Source organism: Brevundimonas sp. AC546 (assembly GCF_979258305.1).
This window is the reverse complement of record NZ_OZ409849.1, coordinates 761,962-781,439: the sequence shown is the minus strand read 5'-3', so window position 1 is coordinate 781,439 and position 19,478 is coordinate 761,962. Positions and strand designations below refer to the sequence as shown.

The window sequence follows — 19,478 nt, the reverse complement described above, 5'->3', positions numbered from 1 at the left end:
CGTCGATGTGTTCGAGGACGAACTCGACACGCGCACCGCCCATGCGCGCGACATGGAAGACCGCAAGTTCACCATCAACTTTGGTCCGCAACACCCGGCCGCGCACGGCGTGCTGCGCCTGGTGCTGGAGCTGGACGGCGAGATCGTCGAACGCGTCGATCCGCACATCGGCCTGCTGCACCGTGGCACCGAGAAGCTGATGGAGGCGCGCACCTACCTCCAGAACGTGCCGTATCTGGATCGTCTCGACTACGTCGCGCCGATGAACCAGGAGCATGCCTTCTGCCTGGCCATCGAGAAGCTGCTGGGCATTGAGGTTCCGTATCGGGCGCAGCTGATCCGCGTCCTGTATTCGGAAATCGGCCGGATCCTGTCGCACATGCTGAACGTGACGACCCAGGCCATGGACGTCGGCGCCCTGACGCCGCCGCTCTGGGGCTTCGAGGAACGCGAGAAGCTGATGGTGTTCTACGAGCGCGCCTGCGGCGCCCGTCTGCACGCCAACTATTTCCGTCCGGGCGGCGTCCACCAGGACCTGCCGATGGACCTGATCGACGATATCGGCCGCTGGTGCCACGAGTTCCCGCCGGCGCTGAAGGACATCGAGAGCCTGGTCACCGAGAACCGCATCTTCAAGCAGCGCAACGTCGACATCGGCGTGGTGTCCAAGGAACAGGCCCTGGAGTGGGGCTTCACCGGCGTGATGCTGCGTGGCTCGAACATCGCCTGGGACCTGCGCAAGTCGCAGCCCTACGAGTGCTATGCCGAGCTGGAGTTCGACATCGTCGTCGGCAAGAACGGCGACTGCTGGGACCGCTATCTGGTGCGCATCGAAGAGATGAAGCAGTCGGTGCGGATCATGGAGCAGTGCATCCACAAGCTGCGCAACTGCCCGGGCGAGCCGGTCATGATCGAGGACAACAAGATCGTCCCGCCGCGTCGTGGCGAGATGAAGCGCTCGATGGAATCCCTGATCCATCACTTCAAGCTGTACACCGAGGGCTTCAAGACGCCCGAGGGCGAGGTCTACGCCTCGGTCGAAGCGCCCAAGGGCGAGTTCGGCATCTATCTGGTGTCGGACGGCACCAACAAACCCTATCGCGTGAAGATCTCGGCGCCGGGCTTCCGCTCGCTGCAGGCGATGGACTGGATGAACCGTGGCCACCAGCTGGCCGACGTGTCCGCCATCCTGGGCTCGCTCGACATCGTTTTCGGAGAAGTGGACCGATGAGCGTTCGTCGTCTCGCCAAGGAACAGCCGGCCTCGTTCGCCTTTACGGCCGACACGACGGCCAAGGCCGAGTGGTGGATCAAGAAATACCCGGAAAGCCGTCGTCAGTCGGCGGTGATCCCGGTCCTGTGGCTGGTGCAGAAGCAGGAAGGCTGGGTCTCCGAGCCCGCCATCCGCGCCGTCGGCGAACTGCTGGGCATGCCCTTCATCCGGGTGCTGGAGGTCGCGACCTTCTACACCATGTTCATGCTGGAGCCGGTCGGCAAGACCGCCTTGATCCAGGTGTGCGGCACCACGCCGTGCATGCTGCGCGGCGCCAATGAGCTGATGAAGGTCTGCAAGGAAAAGATCGGTCCCAAGGATCATCTGTCCGCCGACGGCCGCTTCACCTGGCAGGAAGTCGAATGCCTGGGCGCCTGTTCCAACGCGCCCATGGCCCAGATCAATGACTATTATTTCGAAGACCTGACGCCCGAGACGATCGGCCAGATCATCGACGACTTCGCAGCGGGCAAGACGCCGAAGCCGGGATCGTATGCCGGTCGGATCACGTCGGAACCGGCAGGCGGCGCCAAGACGCTGCTGGACGCCAAACTTTACGACGGCTCGGCCGCCAAGCCGATCAAGAAGCTGCCGAACAGCGACCCGGCGCCGGTCGAGAAGGCGCCGGCCTGATGGCTCCGCCTGATCTGAATACCGACGAAGGCCGTGCGGCCTATCGCAAGGAACTGCGCGGCGTCGGACGTCCGTTGAGGGCCGGCGGCCTGGCGATGGTCGTCGCAGCCGCCTTGCTGATCCTGATCTCGCGTCAGGGCATGGTCGGGCCTTGGGCGGTCAATCTCTCCTACTTCATGCTGGCGGCGGGCTGGGTGATGGTCATTGCGGCCATCTGGATGCGCACCCGCCACCACAAGCGCCGTCTGGCGGAAGGACTCTGAGGGCCATGGTCGGCATTCTCGAAGACAAGGATCGCATCTTCACCAATCTGTACGGCTTCCAGGACTGGACGTTGGACGGGGCGAAGAACCGCGGCGCGTGGAACGCCACCAAGGACATGCTGGACCTTGGGCGCGACTGGATCATCAACAACGTCAAGGCCTCGGGTCTGCGCGGCCGTGGCGGCGCGGGCTTCTCGACCGGCCTGAAGTGGTCGTTCATGCCCAAGGAGGTGAAGGATCGTCCTCACTACCTGGTCATCAACGCCGACGAATCCGAGCCCGCGACCTGCAAGGACCGCGAGATCATGCGTCATGATCCGCACCTGCTGATCGAAGGCGCGCTGATCGCCAGCTTCGCGATGCAGGCCCATGCCTGCTACATCTACCTGCGCGGCGAATACGTGCTGGAGCGCGAGCGGATGGAAGCCGCCGTCAAGCAGGCCTACGAAGGCAAGCTGATCGGCAAGGACAACGTCCACGGCTGGGATTTCGACGTCTATATCCACCACGGCGCGGGTGCCTATATCTGCGGCGAAGAGACGGCCTTGCTGGAATCGCTGGAAGGCAAGAAGGGCCAGCCGCGCCTGAAGCCGCCGTTCCCGGCCGGCGCGGGCCTGTACGGCTGCCCGACCACGGTGAACAACGTCGAGTCGATCGCCGTCGTCGGCACCATCCTTCGTCGCGGCGCCGACTGGTTCGCCAGCTTCGGCCGTCCGAACAATACCGGCACCAAGCTGATGTCCCTGTCGGGGCACGTGAACACGCCGTGCGTGGTCGAAGAGGCCATGTCGATACCGCTGCGCCAGTTGATCGAGGATCATGGCGGCGGCGTTCGCGGCGGCTGGGGCAATCTGAAAGCCATCATTCCGGGCGGCGCCTCCTGTCCGGTCATCACGCGCGAGCAGGCCGAGACGGTCCTGATGGACTTCGATTCCATGCGCGAGGTTCGCTCGTCTCTGGGCACCGCCGGCGTGACCGTCATGGACGAGTCGACCGACATCGTGAAGGCGATCGCCCGCATCAGTTACTTCTTCAAGCACGAGAGCTGCGGCCAGTGCACGCCGTGCCGAGAAGGCACCGGCTGGATGTGGCGCGTGCTGGAGCGGATGGCCGTGGGCGAGGCCGATCCGTCGGAGATCGACCTGCTGCTGGACGTCGCCAGCCAGGTCGAGGGCCACACCATCTGCGCCCTGGGCGACGCCGCCGCTTGGCCGGTGCAGGGCCTGATCCGTCACTTCCGTCACGAGATCGAAGAGCGGATCGCCAACTACCGCAGCCGCCGCGCGAACTTCGCCGGCCACGCCATCGCTGCGGAGTAGGGATGCGCCTTTCGCCCGCCATCGTGATCGGAGCCTTCGCTCTCGCCGCCTGCGGCGAGCGTGACGCTGCGCCCACGCCTGCGGAAAAGGTGTCGGCCGAGGTCAAGGCTTCGGATGCCGTGCAGACGGCGCCCGAGGTTCTGACCGTCGGCGAACTGCGCCGCGTTTGCCGCGCCGGCTTGGCCCAGGTTCACGGCCAGGAGCCGTCGGCGGTCGCCGTGGACGGCGTCGAGAACGGCGTGGTCCACGCCTCGTGGCGCGCGCCGGTCGATGGCGGGCGAATGCGCGCAGACTGCCGCGTCGAAAACGATCTGATCGTGTGGAAACCGCTCGATCTGCCCGATGCAACGCTCGTTCGCTGGATGAACCAGTCGGGCGATCCGGTGATCCGCTACGTCATGGACGGCGAGACGATCACCATCACACAGACGCTCCCTGATGGGACCACGGAACAGGCCGAACTGGTCGTTCCCGCTGAAGAAGAGGCCCGCTGATGCCAGTCGCCAAGGTCAACGGCGTCGAAACCGAGTTCGAGCCCGGCATGACCGTGCTCCAGGTCGCCGAGCGCGCGGGGCAGGAGATTCCGCGCTTCTGCTACCACGAACGCCTGTCCATCGCCGGCAACTGCCGCATGTGCCTGGTCGAGGTGAAGCCTGGACCGCCGAAGCCGCAGGCGTCATGCGCCCTGCCGGCCGCCGAAGGTCAGGAAATCTTCACCGACACGCCGATGGTCAAGAAGGCCCGCGAAGGGGTGATGGAGTTCCTGCTCATCAACCACCCGCTGGATTGCCCGATCTGCGACCAGGGCGGCGAGTGCGACCTGCAGGACCAGGCCATGGGCTATGGTCGTGACGGCTCTCGCTATGCCGAGAACAAGCGCGCGGTCGAAGAAAAGGTCATGGGTCCGACCATCAAGACCTTCATGACGCGCTGCATCCAGTGCACGCGCTGCGTCCGCTTCATCACTGAAGTCGCCGGCGTGCCGGACATCGGCATGATCTCGCGCGGCGAGGACGCCGAGATCACGACCTATCTGGAGAAGTCGGTCGCCTCGGAATTGTCGGGCAACGTCAACGACCTGTGCCCGGTCGGCGCCCTGACGCACCGTCCGTGGCAGTACCACTATCGTCCGTGGGAGCTGAAGAAGACCGAGACCATCGACGTCATGGACGCCCTGGGCTCGAACATCCGCGCCGATTTCCGCGGCTCCGAAGTGATGCGCGTTCTGCCGCGCGTGAACGAGGGCATCAACGAGGAGTGGCTGTCGGACAAGAGCCGCTATGTCGTCGACGGCCTGACTGCGCGTCGTCTGGACCGTCCGTGGATCCGTGAGAACGGCAAGCTGCGCGCTGCGTCTTGGAACGAGGCGCTGGACGCCGTCGCCGCCAAGATCAAGGCCGCGCCCGCCGACCGCATCGGCGTGATCGCCGGCGACCTGCAGGACGCTGAGTCGATGAAGGCGACGCTGGACCTGTTCCGCGCCCTCGGTTCGAACAACACCGATTGCCGCCAGGACGGCGCCGCCCTGGGCTATGGTCCGCGCGAGGGCTGGCTGTTCAACACCGGTCTGGAAGGCATTGAAAAGGCTGACGCCATCCTGATCGTGGGTGTGAACCCGCGCATCGAGGCGCCGCTGCTGAACGCCCGCCTACGCAAGAGCTGGATCAAGGGCGAAGTCGAGATCGGCGTCATCGGCGAACAGGCCGACCTGACCTTCGACTACGCCTATCTGGGCGCCGGTTCGCAGACCCTGGGCAAGCTGCCCAAGTCGGCGATGGACTTCCTGACCAAGGCCGAGCGCCCGGCGATCATCGTCGGCTCCGGTGCGCTGAACGGGGAGGGCGGCCCGGCCGTCCTGAACGCCCTGGGCGCCCTGGCGAAAAAGGTCGGCGTCGTCACCGACGGCTGGAACGGCTTCAACGTCCTGCACCACGCCGCATCGCGCGTCGCCGGTCTGGACATGGGCTTCGTGCCGACTGACGGCGGCCTGACGGTCGCCGAGATGCTGAAGCCGGACACGCTGGACGTGCTGTTCCTGCTGGGCGCGGACGAGGTCGATCCGACCGGCTCGAACGCCTTCCGCGTCTATCTGGGCAGCCACGGCGACCGTGGGGCGCACGGCGCCGACGTGATCCTGCCGGGCGCGGCCTATACCGAGAAGGCTGGCCTCTACGTCAACACCGAAGGTCGGGTGCAGATGGCTGAACGCGTCGTCTTCCCCAAGGGCGAGGCCAAGGAAGACTGGGCCATCATCCGCGCCTTGTCGGCTCGCGTTGATCAGACCCTGCCTTACGACACGCTGGAGCAGTTGCGCGCCAAGCTGATGGGCGATCATCCGACCTTCGGCCGGATCGACTATCTGCCGTCGCCGGCGTCGTTCGACGTGGCGGCCCTGGGCGCCAAGGGCGACCTGGGCGACCGGGTGTTCGCCTCGGCGATCACCGACCCCTATCTTTCCAATCCGATAGCGCGCGCCAGCGCGACGATGGCCGAGCTGTCCGCCCTGCGGACCCAGCCGGTCGCAATGGCGGCGGAGTAAGCCATGGACCCCGTTTCCTTCTGGGCCACGCCTCTGGGCTGGACGCTGATCACCGTCGGTCAGGTTCTGCTGATCACGGTCGGCGTGCTGATCGCCGTCGCCTTCCTGCTGCTGGCCGACCGCAAGGTCTGGGCCGGCGTGCAGATGCGCAAGGGCCCCAACGTCGTCGGTCCCTTCGGCCTGCTTCAGTCTTTTGCGGACATGATCAAGTTCGTGCTGAAGGAGGTCGTGATCCCGGCCGGTGCCGACAAGGCGGTCTTCATCATCGCCCCGATCATCACTGTCATCCTGGCCTTCATGGCCTGGGCGGTCATTCCGTTTGCGCCCGGCTGGGTGGTGTCGGACCTGAACGTCGGCATCCTGTACATCTTCGCGGTCTCGTCGCTGGGCGTGTATGGCATCATCATGGGCGGCTGGGCTTCGAACTCGAAGTATCCGTTCCTGGGCTCGCTGCGTTCCGCCGCGCAGATGGTGTCCTATGAAGTCTCGCTGGGCCTGATCATCATCAATGTGATCCTGCTGGCCGGCACGATGAACCTGTCCGCCATCGTCGAGAGCCAGAAGGGCATGTTCTGGAACTGGTACGGCTTCGGCGGGGGCGCCGACACCTGGCCGCTGGTCGTGATCCTGTTCCCGATGTCGATCATCTTCTTCATCTCGGCCCTGGCCGAGACCAACCGCCCGCCGTTCGACCTGCCCGAGGCCGAGTCCGAACTGGTCGCCGGTTATCAGGTCGAATACAGCTCGACCCCGTACCTGCTGTTCATGATGGGCGAATACGTCAACATCGTCTTCATGTCGGCGATGATCAGCCTGCTGTTCTTCGGCGGCTGGAACCCCGGCGTGCCGCAGGCCTGGATGGACAGTCTGCCTGCCTGGATCGCCTATACGATCTATCTGCTGACCTTCATGATCAAGACGGTCTTCTGGTTCGTCTGCATCTCGATGGTGAAGGCCTTCGTTCCGCGCTATCGCTATGACCAACTGATGCGCCTGGGCTGGAAAATCTTCCTGCCGACCTCGCTGGTGGCGGTCGTGATCGTCTCGGCGTGGCGCGTGTTCGTGGTGGGATCGTGATGAAGGGTCTTGTCATCGCTTTCGGCCTGCTGCCGCTGACCGCAGCCTGCGCGCCCGATAATTCGCGCATGCCCGAGTCGAGCTATCAGTGGCAGCAACGCCAGGACCGCATCGAACAGGACTGGCGCGCCAGCCAGACCGCCCCCAAGACGACGCCTGCTCCCAAGGATAAGCCCTGATGTTCACCCGTATCGTCCAGGCGACCAAGGGCGCGATGATGCTGGACGTCATCGGCGCCATCGGTCTGTCGCTGAAATATATGGCGCGGCCCAAGATGACCGTGAACTATCCGTTCGAGCGGAACCCGCAGTCGCCGCGCTTCCGTGGCGAACACGTGCTGCGTCGCTACGCCAACGGCGAGGAACGCTGCATCGCCTGCAAGCTGTGCGAGGCCATCTGCCCGGCCCAGGCCATCACCATCGAGGCCGAACCGCGCGCCGACGGCAGCCGTCGCACGACGCGCTACGACATCGACATGGTCAAATGCATCTACTGCGGCCTGTGCCAGGAGGCCTGCCCGGTGGACGCCATCGTGGAGGGGCCCAACTCCGAATTCGCCGTCGAGACGCGCGAGGAGCTGCTCTACGACAAGCAACGCCTGCTCGATAACGGCGACCGCTGGGAACGGCAGATCGCCAAGAATCTGGAACTCGACGCGCCTTACCGCTAAGGCGCATCTCGCTTGAACGGGCCGACGATTCCAAAACGGGGTCGCGGCCGATACGAAAGGGGCTTCGTCCCGACATGCTGCAAGGCATAGCCTTCTATCTGCTGGCGGCGGTCGCCACGGTTTCCGGCCTTCTGGTCGTGACCGCGCGCAACCCCGTGCACAGCGTGCTGTGGTTGATCCTGGCCTTCTTCTCGTCGGCCGGCCTGTTCGTGCTGCTGGGGGCCGAGTTCCTGGCGATGCTGCTGGTCGTCGTCTATGTGGGCGCGGTCGCGGTGCTGTTCCTGTTCGTCGTCATGATGCTGGACGTGGACTTCCTGAAACTGCGCGAAGGTTACGCGCGCTATCTGCCGCTGGGGGCGATCATCGCCGCCGTGCTGCTGGTGGAAATGATCATCGTCTCGGTCGCCGTGGTCCAGGGCGGAGCGGCGGCGGGCCTGCCGGGGCCGGGCGCGCCGGACGCCAGCGTCACCAATGTCGAGGCCATCGGTCGCGTGCTCTACACGGACTACGTCTACTTCTTCCAGGCGGCCGGGATCGTGCTGCTGATCGCGATGATCGGCGCCATCACCCTGACCCTGCGCCACAAGCCGCATATCAAACGCCAGAACCCCGGCGATCAGGTGAACCGCGACCGCCGCAAGTCGGTCGAGATCAAGCCTGCTGCGACGGGCGAGGGCGTCAGCGCCGAGGAGCTTCTCTGATGGAAATCGGACTGACCCATTATCTGACGGTCGCCGCGATCCTGTTCACCATCGGGGTGTTCGGCATCTTCGTGAACCGCAAGAACGTCATCATCATCCTGATGTCGATCGAGCTGATCCTGCTGGCGGTGAACATCAACTTCGTCGCCTTCTCGACCTATCTGAACGACATCAGCGGGCAGATCATGGCCATGTTCGTCCTGACCGTCGCCGCGGCCGAGGCCGCTGTCGGCCTGGCCATTCTGGTGACCTTCTTCCGTAACCGCGGCGACATCGCCGTCGACGACGCCTCCGTGATGAAGGGTTGAGCGTGACTTTCCATACCCTCGTCATTCTCGGGATCTTCGCCCCGCTGCTGGGCGCGGCCATTGTCGGCTTCTTCGGTCGCCGGCTTGGCAACATCCCGTCGCAGGCCATCACGACCGGCCTGCTGTTCTTCTCGTGCGCCGTCGCCTGGACGGTGTTCGGGCAATGGACCTGGGGCCATCTGGAGCCCTTCACCATCCGCCTGGCGCCCTTCATCAATGTGGGCGACTTCCAGTCGGCTTGGTCGATCCGCATCGACGCCCTGTCGGCGACCATGCTGATCGTGGTGACCAGCGTGTCGTCATTGGTCCACCTGTATTCCTGGGGCTACATGTCCGAGGACGACAGCCGGCCGCGCTTCTTCGCCTATCTGTCGCTCTTCACCTTCATGATGCTGGCGCTGGTGACGGCCGCCGACTTCATGCAGATCTTCTTCGGCTGGGAAGGCGTGGGCCTGGCGTCCTATCTGCTGATCGGCTTCTGGTTCAAGAAGCCGACCGCCAGCGCCGCCGCCATCAAGGCCTTCGTCGTCAACCGCGTCGGCGACTTCGGCTTCGTCCTGGGGATCATCACGATCTTCTGGATGTACGGCACGATCGAGTTTTCGGAACTGTTCCCGATGATCGCCACCAAGGCGAACACGACGTGGGAGTTCCTGGGCGTCCAATGGTCCGCGCTGGATCTGGCCGGCTTCCTGCTGTTCATCGGCGCCATGGGCAAGTCGGCCCAGTTCTTCCTGCACACATGGTTGCCGGACGCGATGGAAGGCCCGACGCCCGTGTCGGCTCTGATCCACGCCGCCACCATGGTGACCGCAGGCGTCTACATGGTCTGCCTGCTGTCGCCGATCTATGAGTATGCGCCGGGCGCCTCGCAGATCATCGCCATCATCGGCGCGATCACGGCCCTGTTCGCCGCCACGGTCGGCCTGACCCAGAACGACATCAAGCGGGTCATCGCCTATTCGACCTGTTCGCAGCTGGGCTACATGTTCTTCGCGGCAGGCGTCGGCGCCTATCAGGCCGCCATGTTCCACCTGTTCACGCACGCCTTCTTCAAGGCCCTGCTGTTCCTGGGCGCCGGTTCGGTGATCCACGGCATGCATCACGAGCAGGACATGCGGAAGATGGGCGGCCTGTGGAAGCTGCTGCCCGTCACCTATGCGGTGATGACCATCGGCACCATCGCCATCACCGGCCTGGGCATCCCCGGCGTCGGCGGCTTCGCCGGCTTCTACTCCAAGGACTCGATCATCGAGAGCGCCTACGCCTCGGCCGCCAACGGCCACAGCGCGATCGGCCTGTTCGCCTTCTTCGTCGGCATCATCGCCGCCGGTCTGACGGCCTACTATTCTTGGCGCCTGGTGTTTATGACCTTCCACAACAAGCCTGTATGGAAGGAAGAGGGCGATGCGCATCACGCCGCCCATCACGGGGACGACCACGCCTCGCACGCCCAGTTGGAGACGCATTCCGAGCCGGTCACGGACGCGCATGCGCACGACGATCACGCTCACGACGACCACGGTCATCATGGCCCGTTGAAGCCGCACGAGAGCCCATGGGTCATGCTGGTTCCGCTGATCCTGCTGTCGGTCGGCGCCGTCGCCGCCGGCTTCGTCTTCGCGCCGCACTTCATCGGCCACCACGAGGGCGAGTTCTGGCGTGGAGCCATCTTCACCGGCGAACACAACCACGTCCTGCACGACAGCCACTCGGTCCCGACCTGGGTGAAGTGGTCGCCGCTGATCCTGACCCTGACCGGAACGGCCTTCGCCTACTGGATCTACGTCGCTCGCGAGGGCATGGGCCGTCGCATGGCCGAGCGGGACGGCGTCATCTACCGCTTCCTCTACAACAAGTGGTATTTCGACGAGCTGTACGACTTCGTCTTCGTGCGCGGCTTCAAGGCCATCGGGGACTTCTTCTGGAAGATCTTCGACGTGAAGATCATCGATGGTCTCGGCCCGAACGGCGCCGCCTGGGTGTCGCTGAAATCCGCCGCTCGACTGGCCAAGATCCAGTCAGGCTATGTCTATCACTATGCCTTCGTGATGCTGCTGGGGGTCGCCGGTCTGCTCACCTTCGCCATCCTCGCGTGGGGAGCCTGATCTCGTGCCCTACATCCTGAGCCTCGTAACATTCCTGCCGCTGATCGGCGCCCTGGCGATCTTCGTCGCCCGGCTGACGTTCAAGAACGCAGACGCCGCCGCGCCGGCCGCGCGCTGGATCGCCCTGATCACGACCCTGGTCGCGCTGGCGGTTTCGGTTGTGCTGGTCGCCGGTTTCGATCCGGCGAACACCGGCTATCAGTTCGTGGAGTTCGTCCCGTGGTTCGCGGGCGCCAGCTATCACCTAGGCGTCGACGGGATTTCCATCCTGTTCGTGCTGCTGACGGCCTTCCTGATGCCGATCTGCATCCTGGCCAGCTGGAAGTCGATCGAGACGCGCGTCGTCGAATATATGATCGCCTTCCTGGTGCTGGAGACCCTGGTCATCGGCGTGTTCACGTCGCTGGACCTGTTCCTGTTCTACATCTTCTTCGAAGGCACTCTGGTGCCGATGTTCCTGATCATCGGGATCTGGGGCGGGGCGAACCGGATCTACGCCGCCTACAAGTTCTTCCTCTACACCCTGCTGGGGTCCGTCCTGATGCTGCTGGCCATGCTGTGGATGGCGCACGAGGCCGGCACCACCAGCATCCCGGAACTGAAGCAGTACGCCTTCAGCCCGGCGGTGCAGCCGATCCTATGGCTGGCCTTCTTCGCCTCGTTCGCGGTCAAGATGCCGATGTGGCCGGTCCATACCTGGCTGCCCGACGCCCACGTCCAGGCGCCGACGGCCGGTTCGGTCATCCTAGCCGGCATTCTGCTGAAGCTGGGCGGATACGGCTTCATCCTGTTCAACGTGCCGATGTTCCCGCAGGCGTCGGAGATGTTCCGCCCGCTGGTCTTCACCCTGTCAGTGATCGCCATCGTCTATACGTCGCTGGTCGCCTGGCGTCAGACGGACATCAAGAAGCTGATCGCCTATTCGTCCGTGGCGCACATGGGCTTCGTCACCCTGGGCATCTTCTCGGGCAATGACGTCGGCATGCAGGGCGCCATCTTCCAGATGATCAGCCACGGCCTGATCTCGGGCGCGCTGTTCCTGTGCGTCGGCGTCGTCTACGACCGGATGCACACCCGCGAGATCGCCTTCTACGGCGGCCTGACGTCGCGGATGCCCTGGTATGCGGCCATCTTCCTGATGTTCACCATGGCCAACGTCGGCCTGCCGGGCACCTCGGGCTTCGTCGGCGAAGTGTTGACCATGACGGGCGCCTATCAGGCTTCGACCTGGGCGGCTCTGGTTGCGGCCTCGGGCGTGATCTTCTCGGCGGTCTATGCCTTGACCCTGTACCGTGCGGTCATGTTCGGCGAAATCACCAATCCGAAGCTTGAGACCATCACCGACATCGACAAGCGCGAGCTGCTTCTGTTCGTGCCCTTGATCGTCGGCACCATCTGGCTGGGGGTCCATCCGGCCGCCGTCCTCGATTACACCGGGCCTGCCGTCGAGGCCCTGACCAGCGCCTATCGCGTCGCGATCGGCGGGTGAGACCATAATGCCTGATTTGTCCTCCGCCCTGCATCTCGCCGCCTCGGAAGTCACCCTCGCGGTCGGCGCCCTGGTCCTGCTGATGGTCGGCGCCTTCATCGGCGACAAGAGCGCCCGGCTGGTCTCGATCCTGTCGGTCCTGCTGCTGATCGTCGCCGCCGTCATCTCCATCGTCGGTCCGTGGGGCGTCGCCTTCAACGGCGCCTATGTCGCCGATCCGCTGGCCATCTACGCCAAGAGCCTGATCTATCTGTCGGCCGCCGTGGCGGTCGTGCTGGGCGACGGCTGGATGAAGCGCACGCGCATCGCCAAGTTCGAATACCCGGTCCTGATCGTGCTGGCCTCGGTCGGTATGGGAATGATGGCGTCCTCGGGCGACCTGATCTCCATGTATGTGGGGATCGAGCTGCACTCGCTGGCTCTCTATGTGCTGGCCGCCTTCCACCGCAACGACGTCAAGGCGTCGGAAGCGGGCCTGAAGTATTTCGTCCTCGGCGCCCTGTCGTCGGGCCTGCTGCTCTACGGCTCCAGCCTGATCTACGGCTTCGCCGGGTCGATGCGGTTCGAGGACATCGCCGCCTTCGCCGCCGACAACCCCGGTCCGGGCCTGGTCTTCGGCCTGGTCTTCCTGATCTGCGGTCTGGCGTTCAAGGTTTCGGCCGCGCCGTTCCACATGTGGACGCCCGACGTCTACGAGGGCGCGCCGACGCCGGTCGTGGCCCTGTTCGCCACGGCGCCCAAGGTCGCGGCCATGGTCCTGATCGCCCGTGCACTGGAGCATGGTTTCGGCGACGCCCACGCCCAGTGGTCCCAGGTCCTGATCGCCATCTCCCTGATCAGCTTCGTCGTCGGCGCCTTCGGTGGCCTGGCGCAAAAGGACATCCAGCGCCTGCTGGCCTATTCGTCGATCGCGAACATCGGCTATGCGCTTCTGGGCATCGCGGCGGGCACGGCCGAGGGCCTGCAGGCCATGCTGATGTTCATGACCCTGTATGTCATCGACCAGCTGGGCTTCTTCGCCATCCTGCTCAGCCTGTCCAAGTCGGGCCGTCCGATCCGTCGCATCGCCGACCTCGCCGGTCTGAAGAAGGATCGTCCGCTGACGGCCGTGGCCCTTACCGTCCTGTCGCTGTCGGTGCTGGGCATGCCGCCGTTCTCGGGCTTCTGGGGCAAGTATTATGTGTTCGGCGCCGCCGCCGATGCCGGTTTGTGGCCTGTCGCGGCCGCCGGTCTGGTCGCCTCGGTCGTCGCTGCCTTCTACTATCTGCGCATCCTCAAGCTGATGTGGTTCGATGCGCCCGTGGACGACATCGCGACGGATGCTGCGCCGGTCGAGGCCAAGTGGATTGGGTGGGCGTGCGCCGCCTTCGCCTTCCCGCTGGTGATCGTCGGCCTGACCTGGCTGGAGCCGCTGACCAAGGTTGCGAGCGCCGGCTTCGGGAACGGGTAGGGCGTTGACGGCCGTCCCGCTGGTCATCCTCGACGAGATCGACTCGACCAACGCCGAGGCGCGCCGACTTGCCGAGGCCGGGGAGGCGGGGCCGCGCTGGATCGTGGCGCGGCGTCAGACCGCCGGTCGCGGGCGTCGCGGTCGCAAGTGGGAAAGCGATCAGGGCAACCTGGCCGCCACTTTGCTGGTCACCACACCCAAGTCGGCGGCCGAGGCGGCCCAGGCCACCTTCGTGGCGGCCCTGGCTGTCGCTGACCTGCTGGACGTGTTCGTCTCGCCGGCCCTGGTTTCGATCAAATGGCCCAATGACGTGCTGCTGGACGGGGTCAAGGTCTCCGGCATCCTGGTCGAGTCCGGCGCTCATGCGAACGGCGATCTGTGGCTGGCGGTCGGCATCGGCGTGAACCTGGCCCATGCGCCGGAAGGCACCGAGCGCGGCGCGACCTCCATCGCCGCACGCCTGCGCGCCGACCTGGCCTATGTCCCGCCCATCGAGGCCGCCGCCGAAATCCTGGCCGAGACCTTCGCCGTCTGGTGGGGCCGCTGGCAGACGATGGGGTTCGAGCCGGTGTTGGACGCCTGGACCAGTCGCCTGACTGGGCTGAACGGCCCGTGCACCGCGCGTCTGGACAACGAGACTCTGGAAGGTCTGGCCGAGGGCGTCGAGCCGGACGGTGCGCTGCGCCTGCGTCTCGCTGATGGTTCTGTTCGGCTGATCTCCGCTGGCGACGTCTTCTTCGGTAAGGCCGCCTGATGCTGCTCGCCATCGAACAGGGCAACACCAATACGCTGTTCGCGGTTCACGACGGCTCGGACTGGATCGCCCAATGGCGCGCCGCGACCGAGGCCAGCCGCACGGCCGACGAATACGCCGTCTGGCTGAACCAGCTGATGGTCATGAAGGGGCTGGAGTTCGACGCCCTGAGCGGCTGCATCATCTCCAGCGTCGTGCCGCAATCGATCTTCAATCTGCGCAACCTGGCGCGGCGCTACTTGAACATCGAGCCGCTGGTGATCGGCGAGAACGCCGAACTGGGCATCGAGGTGCGGATCGCCAAGCCCAGCGAGGCGGGGGCCGACCGGCTGGTCAATGCGGTCGGGGCGTCGCTGCTCTATCCCGGCGACCTGCTGCTGATCGACAGCGGCACGGCCACGACGTTCGACATCGTGTCCGCCGACGGCGCCTTCGAAGGCGGCCTGATCGCGCCCGGCATCAATCTGTCGCTTCAAGCCTTGCATGAGGCGGCGGCCAAACTGCCCCGCATCGCCATCCAGAAACCCGAACACGTCATCGGCAAGGGCACGGTCGAGGCCATGCAGTCCGGCGTCTTCTGGGGCTATATCTCGTTGATCGAAGGCCTGGTCCAGCGCATCAAGGCGGAGTGGGCGCGGCCCATGACCGTCATCGGCACCGGCGGCGTCGCCAGCCTGTTCGAAGGCGCGACCGACAGCATCGATCACTTCGATCCCGATTTAACTATTCGCGGCCTCCTCGAAATCTGGCGTCGTAACGCCCATTTGACTGATTGAATGAAAAAGCAAAACCAAGACGAACTCGTTTTCCTGCCTCTGGGCGGCTCCGACGAAGTCGGTATGAACCTCAACGCCTATGGCTTCGGCCCGGCGGACAATCGTGAATGGCTGATCGTCGACGTCGGCGTCACCTTCGGCGACCTGTCTACGCCCGGCGTCGACGTGATCGTGCCCGATCCCGCCTTCCTGGAAGGCGAGAACATCAAGGGCATCATGCTGACCCACGCGCACGAGGATCACATCGGCGCTCTCGGCTGGCTGTGGCCGCGCATCAAGGCGCCGGTCTACGCCACCCCCTTCACCGCCTATCTGATCAAGGACAAGCTGCGCGAGCGCGGCATCTTTGACGAGGTCGAGGTGATCGAGGTGCCGCTGGGCGGAACTGTGGACGTCGGTTCGTTCGGCGTCACCTTCGTCAACATGAGCCATTCGATCGCCGAGCCGAGCGGCCTGGCCATCGACACTCCGCTGGGCATGGTGTTCCACACCGGCGACTGGAAGATCGACGATCAGCCGATCATCGGCGAGAAAACCGATGCCCCCGCCATCCGCGCCATGGGCGACGAAGGCGTGCTGGCCATGGTCTGCGATTCGACCAACGTCTTCGTGCCGGGCGTCGCCGGGTCCGAGGGCGATGTCGCCGTCGCCATCTCCAAGCTGATCGCGAGCCTGAAGGGCCGCGTCGCCGTGGGCTGCTTCGCCTCCAACGTCGCGCGGATGGACAGCGTCATCCGCGCCGCCGAGGCCTGCGGGCGTCGCGTGTCGCTGGCCGGTCGCTCGATGCACAAGATCACGGCGGCCGCCAAACACGTCGGCATGTTGCAGGACGTGAAGCCCTTTCTGTCGGACGAAGAGGCCCGCGTCTGGCCGGCCGACCAGATTCTGTATCTGTGTACCGGCAGTCAGGGCGAGGCTAGAGCGGCCCTGTCGCGCGTCGCAGACGGCACCCACCCGGTCGTCAAACTGGGTCTGGGCGACCACTGCATCTTCTCGTCGCGCCAGATCCCCGGCAACGAACTGGCCATCGGCAATCTGCAGGATCGCCTCGCGGACCGGGGCGTGCGCCTTTACACCGAGAAGGATCACCCCGGCATCCACGTCTCGGGCCACCCGTGCCGTGACGAACTGAAGCAGATGTACGACTGGGTGCGGCCGCAAATCGCCGTCCCGACCCACGGCGTACGCCGCTTCCTGCTGGAACACGCCAACCTGGCCAAGGACATCGGCGTCAAGGAAACCGTGACGCCGCGCAACGGCGACATGGTCCGCCTGGCGCCTGGCCCGGCCAAGATCATCGACGAGGTGCCGAACGGCCGGCTGTATGTCGACGGCGGCATGCTGGTGACCGAACAGGGCGAGGCGCTGAAGGAACGTCGTCACGCCTCGACCAACGGCGTGCTGATCGTCAGCTTCGCCCTGGACAAGCGCGGCCGCATCGCCAGCGATATCGATATCCGCAGCGTCGGCCTCCCCGGCGACACCGGCACGCCGCTGGGCGATGCGCTGGACAAGCTGGCCGAGCGGGTCGAGCAGGTGATCAAGGGTCTGAAGGGCGATGCTCTGGACGACGAAATGGTCATTGAACAGGCCGTCGCCCGGGTGCTGAAAAAGGCCAGCCAGCAGATCTGGGACCGTCGTCCCATCGTCGAGACCGTCGTCCTGCGGGTCTGATGCAACCTTGACCGTTCGGGCGTATTTTCTGCGCGCCTGAACGGTCGGGGGAACCCATGTCTGACAAACCCACCCGCGCGCGCCGCCTGCTGGAACGTGTGCGTCATGCCCACCATCCGTTGCACGGCTGGGCCGGCGCCTGACACTGTCGCCATCCACGCCTATCTGGAGCGCGAGGCCGAGGACGGCGTTCGGCTATATTCTGGTAGTGCCCGGGAGCGGGCGGGCCGGCGAAGAGATCGACGGGGCCAGCGCCGGTGATCCTGTTGGCGGATTTGCAAGCACCTAGAGAAGGCGCGTTCCGAAATAGGGCGGTAGGGCAAGGGAGAGACGATGGTGGGTGATGTAGGGTTCGAACCTACGACCCGCTGATTAAGAGTCAGCTGCTCTACCAACTGAGCTAATCACCCGACCGATCGTCTGCGTCTTCGGGGGCGAGAAGCCTTGCCGAAGGGCGCTCCTACTACCCAGCGGTTCGGGGGTTGGCAAGCGCTTTCGCAAACTTTCTTCGGCGGGGTATGGTCCCGGTGGAATCAGCCGCGGCAAGCGGCGGGGGAGCGAGCTTCATGGCCTTCTGGAACCGGCGTCGATCGATCGACACCATGCTGGCGCCGCACGACGGACCGGCGCTGAAGAAGACCCTGAGCTGGCCGCATCTGATGCTGCTTGGCATCGGGGCCATCGTGGGCACCGGAATCTACACGCTGACGGGCGTGGGGGTGGAAAAGGCAGGACCGGGTATCATCTTGGCTTTCGCCATCGTGGGCGTGATCTGCGCCTGCGTCGCCCTTGCCTATGCCGAATTGGCGACCATGATGCCCGCTTCTGGCGGGGCCTATACCTACAGCTATGCGGCGCTCGGCGAGGCGATCGCCTGGATCATCGGCTGGAGCCTGATTCTGGAATATTCTCTGGTGGTCAGCGCCGTGGCTGTCGGTTGGTCCGAATATGCGGTCGGGTTCCTGCGAACGCTCGACATCCTTATTCCCCAAGCCCTGACGGCTGGGCCTCATGCGGACGGGATCATCAACATCCCGGCGGTCGCCATCATTCTGGCGGTGACCAGCCTTCTGCTGCTTGGCACCAAGGAGAGCGCGACGGTCAATGCCGTGCTGGTGGTGATCAAATGCAGCGCCCTGCTGGTCTTCATCGCTGTGGTCGCGCCCGCGTTCGACACGGCCAATTTCGAGCCCCTGATGCCCTACGGTTTCAACAAGAACGGCCCGGCGGGTGCGGAGGTCGGGGTCATGGCGGGGGCGGCCATAGTCTTTTTCGCCTTCTACGGTTTCGACGCCGTGGCGACGGCGGCGGAGGAGACACGCAATCCGGCCCGCGACCTGACCATCGGCATCCTGGGCTCCATGATCATTTGCACTATATTGTACATGCTGGTGGCGGCCCTGGCGGTCGGTTCCATGCCGTTCGGCCAGTTCGCCGAAAGTGGTGAGCCCCTTGCCCTGATCTTGCGCATCCTGAACCAACCGCTGGCGGCCCAGATCGTGGCTGCGGCCGTCATCGTAGGCGTGCCAACGGTGATCCTCGCCTTCTTCTATGGCCAGACCCGCATCTTCTACGTCATGGCGCGCGACGGACTGCTGCCGCGCCGTCTGGGCCGGGTGTCGCAGCGCGGCGTGCCGGTGGTGGTTACCCTGTTCACAGCCGTGATTGTCAGCATCCTGGCCGGCCTTCTGCCGTTGGACGAGATCGCTGCCCTGGCCAATGCGGGGACGTTGGCGGCCTTCAGCGCCGTTTGCGCCAGCCTCCTAGTCTTGAGGGGCCGCGACGCAGTGCGTACGCGAGTATTCAAGGCTCCGCTGGCCTGGATCATCGGCCCACTCGGCATCGCGGGTTGCCTGTATCTGCTGTTTAGCCTGCCCGTGAACACACAGGTCTGGTTCCTGATCTGGAACGTCGGCGGTTTGGTCATCTATTTCGCCTGGTCGTCCAAGAACTCGCGCCTGGCCAAGGGCGAGGAGACGGCGGCCTGATGGCGTTGCGCGATCTGACGGGCGCGGTCGATTTCGCCGTGCTGAACGGCATGACGGGCGGGGACGACGCCATCAACGAGGAGGTCTTGGGCCTGTTCGTCAACCAGGCCGGCCTGTGGTCCGTCATGCTGGACCCCAAGGCCGAGGGCTGGCGCGACGGGGTCCACACGATCCGGGGCGCGGCGGCGGGCATTGGCGCGCGCGACCTGGCGGCGATCTGCGCCGAGGCGGAAGGGGCGGACCAGAGTTTGGCCGCACCGGCGCTGGAGCGGGTTCGGGACGCGCTGCAGGCAGCGTTGGCGGATGTCGCCGCCTATCGCCACGAACTGATGTTGCGAGGGCTTAAGGCCTGAGGCTGTCGAGTCGGAAGTTGGACTCGGAAAACAGTCCAAGTGTCCAAGTGAGTCCACTTAAGCCGCCGCCCGAAATTGCACTGCACTCCAAAAACGAGTGCAAA

The 19,478-nt window shown here is 65.0% G+C and carries 19 protein-coding genes and 1 tRNA gene; 19 read left to right on the top strand and 1 reads right to left on the bottom strand.

The window, feature by feature from the left end; translation table 11 throughout:
* Positions 1 to 52: 52 nt before the first annotated feature.
* The 17 genes from ACZZZD_RS03935 to ACZZZD_RS03855 all read left to right on the top strand — a co-directional run bounded on the left by ACZZZD_RS03935 (position 53) and on the right by ACZZZD_RS03855 (position 17,033).
* Positions 53 to 1,231, top strand: a complete 1,179-nt coding sequence (locus ACZZZD_RS03935; RefSeq protein WP_159851760.1) for an NADH-quinone oxidoreductase subunit D — start codon at positions 53 to 55, stop codon at positions 1,229 to 1,231.
* A complete protein-coding gene (gene nuoE / locus ACZZZD_RS03930; protein ID WP_463432838.1) occupies positions 1,228 to 1,905 on the top strand; it encodes an NADH-quinone oxidoreductase subunit NuoE in 678 nt (225 codons plus the stop codon). The genes ACZZZD_RS03935 and nuoE overlap by 4 nt, the downstream gene beginning before the upstream one ends.
* Positions 1,905 to 2,168, top strand: coding sequence for a hypothetical protein (locus tag ACZZZD_RS03925; RefSeq protein ID WP_463432836.1), 264 nt, complete (start codon positions 1,905 to 1,907; stop codon positions 2,166 to 2,168). Before nuoE ends, ACZZZD_RS03925 begins: the two co-directional genes overlap by 1 nt.
* A gap of 5 nt (positions 2,169 to 2,173) precedes the next feature.
* On the top strand, positions 2,174 to 3,487 hold the full coding sequence (nuoF, locus tag ACZZZD_RS03920) for an NADH-quinone oxidoreductase subunit NuoF (RefSeq protein ID WP_463432834.1): 1,314 nt from the start codon (positions 2,174 to 2,176) through the stop codon (positions 3,485 to 3,487).
* Positions 3,488 to 3,489: 2 nt separating this feature from the next.
* The gene (locus ACZZZD_RS03915) at positions 3,490 to 3,981 is read left to right on the top strand and encodes a hypothetical protein (RefSeq protein WP_463432832.1); all 492 of its coding nucleotides are present in this window, start codon (positions 3,490 to 3,492) and stop codon (positions 3,979 to 3,981) included.
* Positions 3,981 to 6,026: an NADH-quinone oxidoreductase subunit NuoG gene (gene nuoG, locus ACZZZD_RS03910; RefSeq protein WP_463432830.1), complete on the top strand. Its 2,046-nt coding sequence runs from the start codon at positions 3,981 to 3,983 to the stop codon at positions 6,024 to 6,026. Before ACZZZD_RS03915 ends, nuoG begins: the two co-directional genes overlap by 1 nt.
* Positions 6,027 to 6,029: 3 nt before the next feature.
* Complete coding sequence (gene nuoH, locus ACZZZD_RS03905; protein WP_463432828.1) at positions 6,030 to 7,103, top strand: NADH-quinone oxidoreductase subunit NuoH; 1,074 nt, start codon at positions 6,030 to 6,032, stop codon at positions 7,101 to 7,103.
* A complete protein-coding gene (locus ACZZZD_RS03900) occupies positions 7,103 to 7,282 on the top strand; it encodes a hypothetical protein (RefSeq protein WP_463432826.1) in 180 nt (59 codons plus the stop codon). Before nuoH ends, ACZZZD_RS03900 begins: the two co-directional genes overlap by 1 nt.
* Positions 7,282 to 7,773, top strand: a complete 492-nt coding sequence (gene nuoI, locus ACZZZD_RS03895) for an NADH-quinone oxidoreductase subunit NuoI (protein WP_159851118.1) — start codon at positions 7,282 to 7,284, stop codon at positions 7,771 to 7,773. Before ACZZZD_RS03900 ends, nuoI begins: the two co-directional genes overlap by 1 nt.
* Positions 7,774 to 7,847: 74 nt before the next feature.
* A complete protein-coding gene (locus ACZZZD_RS03890) occupies positions 7,848 to 8,474 on the top strand; it encodes an NADH-quinone oxidoreductase subunit J (protein WP_159851120.1) in 627 nt (208 codons plus the stop codon).
* The gene (gene nuoK / locus ACZZZD_RS03885; protein WP_159851122.1) at positions 8,474 to 8,782 is read left to right on the top strand and encodes an NADH-quinone oxidoreductase subunit NuoK; all 309 of its coding nucleotides are present in this window, start codon (positions 8,474 to 8,476) and stop codon (positions 8,780 to 8,782) included. Before ACZZZD_RS03890 ends, nuoK begins: the two co-directional genes overlap by 1 nt.
* A gap of 2 nt (positions 8,783 to 8,784) precedes the next feature.
* Complete coding sequence (gene nuoL / locus ACZZZD_RS03880; RefSeq protein ID WP_463432824.1) at positions 8,785 to 10,890, top strand: NADH-quinone oxidoreductase subunit L; 2,106 nt, start codon at positions 8,785 to 8,787, stop codon at positions 10,888 to 10,890.
* A 4-nt stretch (positions 10,891 to 10,894) separates the two neighbouring features.
* The gene (locus ACZZZD_RS03875) at positions 10,895 to 12,379 is read left to right on the top strand and encodes an NADH-quinone oxidoreductase subunit M (RefSeq protein WP_463432822.1); all 1,485 of its coding nucleotides are present in this window, start codon (positions 10,895 to 10,897) and stop codon (positions 12,377 to 12,379) included.
* Positions 12,380 to 12,386: 7 nt separating this feature from the next.
* Complete coding sequence (gene nuoN, locus ACZZZD_RS03870; protein ID WP_463432820.1) at positions 12,387 to 13,829, top strand: NADH-quinone oxidoreductase subunit NuoN; 1,443 nt, start codon at positions 12,387 to 12,389, stop codon at positions 13,827 to 13,829.
* Between the two features lie 4 nt (positions 13,830 to 13,833).
* Positions 13,834 to 14,583, top strand: a complete 750-nt coding sequence (locus tag ACZZZD_RS03865) for a biotin--[acetyl-CoA-carboxylase] ligase (protein ID WP_463432819.1) — start codon at positions 13,834 to 13,836, stop codon at positions 14,581 to 14,583.
* On the top strand, positions 14,580 to 15,359 hold the full coding sequence (locus tag ACZZZD_RS03860; RefSeq protein ID WP_463436072.1) for a type III pantothenate kinase: 780 nt from the start codon (positions 14,580 to 14,582) through the stop codon (positions 15,357 to 15,359). The genes ACZZZD_RS03865 and ACZZZD_RS03860 overlap by 4 nt, the downstream gene beginning before the upstream one ends.
* The gene (locus ACZZZD_RS03855) at positions 15,360 to 17,033 is read left to right on the top strand and encodes a ribonuclease J (protein ID WP_463432818.1); all 1,674 of its coding nucleotides are present in this window, start codon (positions 15,360 to 15,362) and stop codon (positions 17,031 to 17,033) included. It begins immediately after the preceding gene.
* Positions 17,034 to 17,367: 334 nt separating this feature from the next.
* Here the strand turns inward: ACZZZD_RS03855 and ACZZZD_RS03850 are convergent.
* Positions 17,368 to 17,443: transfer RNA gene (locus tag ACZZZD_RS03850), tRNA-Lys, on the bottom strand.
* A 156-nt stretch (positions 17,444 to 17,599) separates the two neighbouring features.
* Here ACZZZD_RS03850 and ACZZZD_RS03845 point away from each other — a divergent pair.
* Together ACZZZD_RS03845 and ACZZZD_RS03840 are read left to right on the top strand one after the other, a co-directional pair.
* Positions 17,600 to 19,021: an amino acid permease gene (locus tag ACZZZD_RS03845; RefSeq protein WP_463432817.1), complete on the top strand. Its 1,422-nt coding sequence runs from the start codon at positions 17,600 to 17,602 to the stop codon at positions 19,019 to 19,021.
* Positions 19,021 to 19,374 carry an Hpt domain-containing protein gene (locus ACZZZD_RS03840; protein WP_463432815.1) on the top strand — a complete coding sequence of 118 codons (354 nt, stop codon included), beginning with the start codon at positions 19,021 to 19,023 and terminating at the stop codon, positions 19,372 to 19,374. Before ACZZZD_RS03845 ends, ACZZZD_RS03840 begins: the two co-directional genes overlap by 1 nt.
* The last annotated feature ends 104 nt before the right edge of the window (positions 19,375 to 19,478 follow it).

Coding starts and splice junctions, on each gene's coding strand:
- nuoE (WP_463432838.1), top strand. CDS start 1,228: ATGAGCGTTCGTCGTCTCGCCAAGGAACAGCCGGCCTCGTTCGCCTTT.
- nuoH (WP_463432828.1), top strand. CDS start 6,030: ATGGACCCCGTTTCCTTCTGGGCCACGCCTCTGGGCTGGACGCTGATC.
- nuoI (WP_159851118.1), top strand. CDS start 7,282: ATGTTCACCCGTATCGTCCAGGCGACCAAGGGCGCGATGATGCTGGAC.
- ACZZZD_RS03900 (WP_463432826.1), top strand. CDS start 7,103: ATGAAGGGTCTTGTCATCGCTTTCGGCCTGCTGCCGCTGACCGCAGCC.
- ACZZZD_RS03855 (WP_463432818.1), top strand. CDS start 15,360: ATGAAAAAGCAAAACCAAGACGAACTCGTTTTCCTGCCTCTGGGCGGC.
- nuoF (WP_463432834.1), top strand. CDS start 2,174: ATGGTCGGCATTCTCGAAGACAAGGATCGCATCTTCACCAATCTGTAC.
- nuoK (WP_159851122.1), top strand. CDS start 8,474: ATGGAAATCGGACTGACCCATTATCTGACGGTCGCCGCGATCCTGTTC.
- ACZZZD_RS03925 (WP_463432836.1), top strand. CDS start 1,905: ATGGCTCCGCCTGATCTGAATACCGACGAAGGCCGTGCGGCCTATCGC.
- ACZZZD_RS03890 (WP_159851120.1), top strand. CDS start 7,848: ATGCTGCAAGGCATAGCCTTCTATCTGCTGGCGGCGGTCGCCACGGTT.
- ACZZZD_RS03915 (WP_463432832.1), top strand. CDS start 3,490: ATGCGCCTTTCGCCCGCCATCGTGATCGGAGCCTTCGCTCTCGCCGCC.
- ACZZZD_RS03840 (WP_463432815.1), top strand. CDS start 19,021: ATGGCGTTGCGCGATCTGACGGGCGCGGTCGATTTCGCCGTGCTGAAC.
- nuoG (WP_463432830.1), top strand. CDS start 3,981: ATGCCAGTCGCCAAGGTCAACGGCGTCGAAACCGAGTTCGAGCCCGGC.
- nuoN (WP_463432820.1), top strand. CDS start 12,387: ATGCCTGATTTGTCCTCCGCCCTGCATCTCGCCGCCTCGGAAGTCACC.
- ACZZZD_RS03845 (WP_463432817.1), top strand. CDS start 17,600: ATGGCCTTCTGGAACCGGCGTCGATCGATCGACACCATGCTGGCGCCG.
- ACZZZD_RS03935 (WP_159851760.1), top strand. CDS start 53: ATGGAAGACCGCAAGTTCACCATCAACTTTGGTCCGCAACACCCGGCC.